The 2,892-nt window shown below is 56.8% G+C and carries 1 protein-coding gene and 1 pseudogene; one reads left to right on the forward strand and one right to left on the reverse strand.

Annotation, left to right across the window (positions count from 1 at the left end; translation table 11 throughout):
* Positions 1-414 (reverse strand): annotated as a pseudogene (locus AB0C30_RS59775) (transposase family protein); the annotation flags it as partial.
* Positions 415-850: 436 nt separating this feature from the next.
* Here AB0C30_RS59775 and AB0C30_RS59780 point away from each other — a divergent pair.
* The gene (locus AB0C30_RS59780) at positions 851-2,830 is read left to right on the forward strand and encodes an NACHT domain-containing protein (RefSeq protein WP_357962666.1); all 1,980 of its coding nucleotides are present in this window, start codon (positions 851-853) and stop codon (positions 2,828-2,830) included.
* Positions 2,831-2,892 lie beyond the last annotated feature (62 nt).

The raw sequence follows: 2,892 nt of genomic DNA on the forward strand, positions 1-2,892 counted from the left end.
CCCGCGGGGTCGGCCAGTAGTTGCACGTTCATTCCGTGCTGCTTGTGTTTGCCGCTTGTAGTACGGCCGCTCGTCGACGAGGCGGTCGATGAGGAGGAGGGTGCCGTCCAAGATGGCGTAGGCCAGCCGGGATGCTCGCTCGACGGCGGCGTGCACGTCGTTGGCCAGCGCGGCCAGGAGATCGACGGCTTCGCGGATGGAGCGCCAGGCCGTGGTGGTGCCGATGGCAAAGCCGCCGGCCAGGCGGGCATAGGTATCGCCATTGCGCAGGTGGGCCAGGACCAGCAGGGCTTGCCGGGCCGGGTCTAACTTCCGCCATCGGGAACGGCGTTCGGCACGCCGGATGCGGACGAGCTCGGCCAGGCGGATCAGGATGTGGTTGGACAGTGGAATCGAGGCACGGTAAGACAGCAACGAAACTCCTGGTCGGGGCATCGGATCTTGGTCGACTGCTGTCTTATCGGGAGCCTCCCCTCATCCGCCACCGCTCTCCGCCAACCCATCCTGACCAGTGCCGTCACGATGGAAAAAGATCACTCTACGAATTCAGCCCGTGTAATCGCCTGTCAAGGCAGCAAAGTCACGATTATATATACCCGCTGTCGTGCGGCGTCCAGTGCGTCAGTATATTGGCGTGAATGGAGCCCGATCCTGGCGGCGGACAATCTGTGCCACGATAGCGATTGCATCCTTGGTCATCTTTGTGCTCATAGTCGCTCGAGCACTTGATATTGACGCTGAGGTTAATATCGCCGATTTGGCAGCCGTCGCCATAGCGGCTAGCATGACAGCGGCGGCCATAGTCGCATGGCTTAGAAGTCCCCGAATCAATTCAATGTCTCCGCCAATCGTGGATCCAGACGATTTACACGCCGCCGGACAATCATTGGCCAAGCTATTGAAACAACAGTGGACGTCAGAAGCGCGTCATCGAGCGCTAGACGATCCCCAGCCAATACCGGTCGCCTGGCAGTTGAGCACCAATCCGATCCTTATGGGCGACCTTCGCCTAATTACTGGAAGAAAGCGTACTCTTACCGGACGTAGTGACGACATCGCCGCTTTGGCAAGCAGATTTCGTGCGTTAGAGCGGCGACGTCTGGTGATAACAGGTGCGCCAGGCACGGGGAAGACTACCCTAGCCGTGCAGTTGCTACTAGAGCTGATCGATTCATGCGACTTCTATCAGGCGAATGTTGGTGAGCAAAAGATAGCGCCCATTCCAGTATTATTTCCAATCAGTGGATGGGACACTCGTCATCATTCGCAGCTGCATGACTGGCTCGTAATGCGCCTACGGGAGGATTACCCCGCACTCGCCTCTTCAGGATCCAAATTAGATCTCGCATCTAGGTTGGTATCGGCCGGCTATATTCTGCCGATTTTAGACGGCTTGGATGAGCTCCCCGCCGAGGCCCGCGTTCGGGCTATCGAAGCTCTGAACAAATCTCTAGCCGCCGCCGACCAGCTTATTCTCACCAGCCGGGTCGATGAATTTACTTCAGCCGTCACTCAGGCTGGGCGGCCACTAAACGCCGCCGCCGTTATAACTGCCCAACCACTTCCTCCCGAGGCTGCTGCTTCCTATCTTAGGTCTTGCTTACCCCAAAGCCTTTCGCAGGCGTGGGAAGAAGTTTTGGCAGCACTTCGCGCTCGCGCCAATCCTGGGCTAAACGAGCTTGCCTCCACGCCGTTAGGCTTGTGGCTGATTCGTACCGTATACCTCACCCCAGGCAGCAATCCCGCATCGCTGGCAGGCCCACTAGGTAGTGATGCGTCTACACTGCGCACGCATCTTCTAGATCACCTCATTCCTGCTTTGATTGCCTCGCGCCCGCCTAGCCGCGATCCAGCCGACCACTTCCGACCTCGTCGCCAACTTAACCCCCAGCTCGTGCGTCGGTACTTGATCTATCTAGCTCACCAGTTCCATCCTAAAAATGGCCGAGACATCCCCTGGTGGCATATCGCGCGCACAACTCCTTCCCGCCTTCTCCCTATTACGAGACTTGCGTCCGGCTTGGTAGCAGGGCTTGTGGCAGGCTCGGTTGCCGGCCTTTCAACCGGTCTGACATTCGGGCTTGTATTCGGCCCCAAGATTGGACTCATAGTTTCCCTGATGGCCGGGTTCACGTTTGGGCTCTTGGGAGGTCTGCGCTCCGGATTGTGGCATAGCGAAGTCCCCGGCTATGCCCGCTTTCGCTTACGCGGACGCACAACTCTGCTTTTTCGCATGATAAAAAACTACTTTAGCTACGGACTGATAGGTGGCTTAGTCTTCGGCCTCGGAGGCTCTATAGCGGGCGGCTTGATAACCGGCGTCCTGCTTGGATTTATCGTCCTAATCATGGGCACTTTCTCTATCGGATTCATCAACTGGGCCGAACAGCCTACTATCATGATAGTAAGCACACCAATGTCGGGATGGAGGTCAGATCGAGCGCTTACTGTTTTAAGAATTACTATCGGGCTTGTCAGTGGACTCGTCATTGGTCTTGCGAGCGGGCTTGGAGCCGCTCTAAGATTCGGACTCACTGGAGACCTACTGAGCAGTATGCTTGGAGGCCTTGGATGCGGGCTCGCTAGCGGCCTTCTGGGTGGAACAATAGGCGGACTAGGAACCAAGGCCACAACATCTATTGAAAATGGAAAACATCACGCATGGCTTGCTTGCAGCATCTCAGTTAGCACGCTTGCGATCACAGGAAACCTGCCGTGGCGCGTCATGGAATTTCTTGAAGACGCCTATCGAGTGGGGCTGCTGAGGACCGTAGGCCCAGTTTACCAGTTCCGTCACGCCGACCTTCACGACCATCTCGCTGAGCAATAACTCGGAATTTCCAAATTACCCGGCTTCCATTTGACGTAAACAATTTCAGTCGAGCGAGCATC

It is taken from the genome of Nonomuraea sp. NPDC048901, assembly GCF_040649695.1.
Taxonomy (GTDB): Bacteria; Actinomycetota; Actinomycetes; order Streptosporangiales; family Streptosporangiaceae; genus Nonomuraea.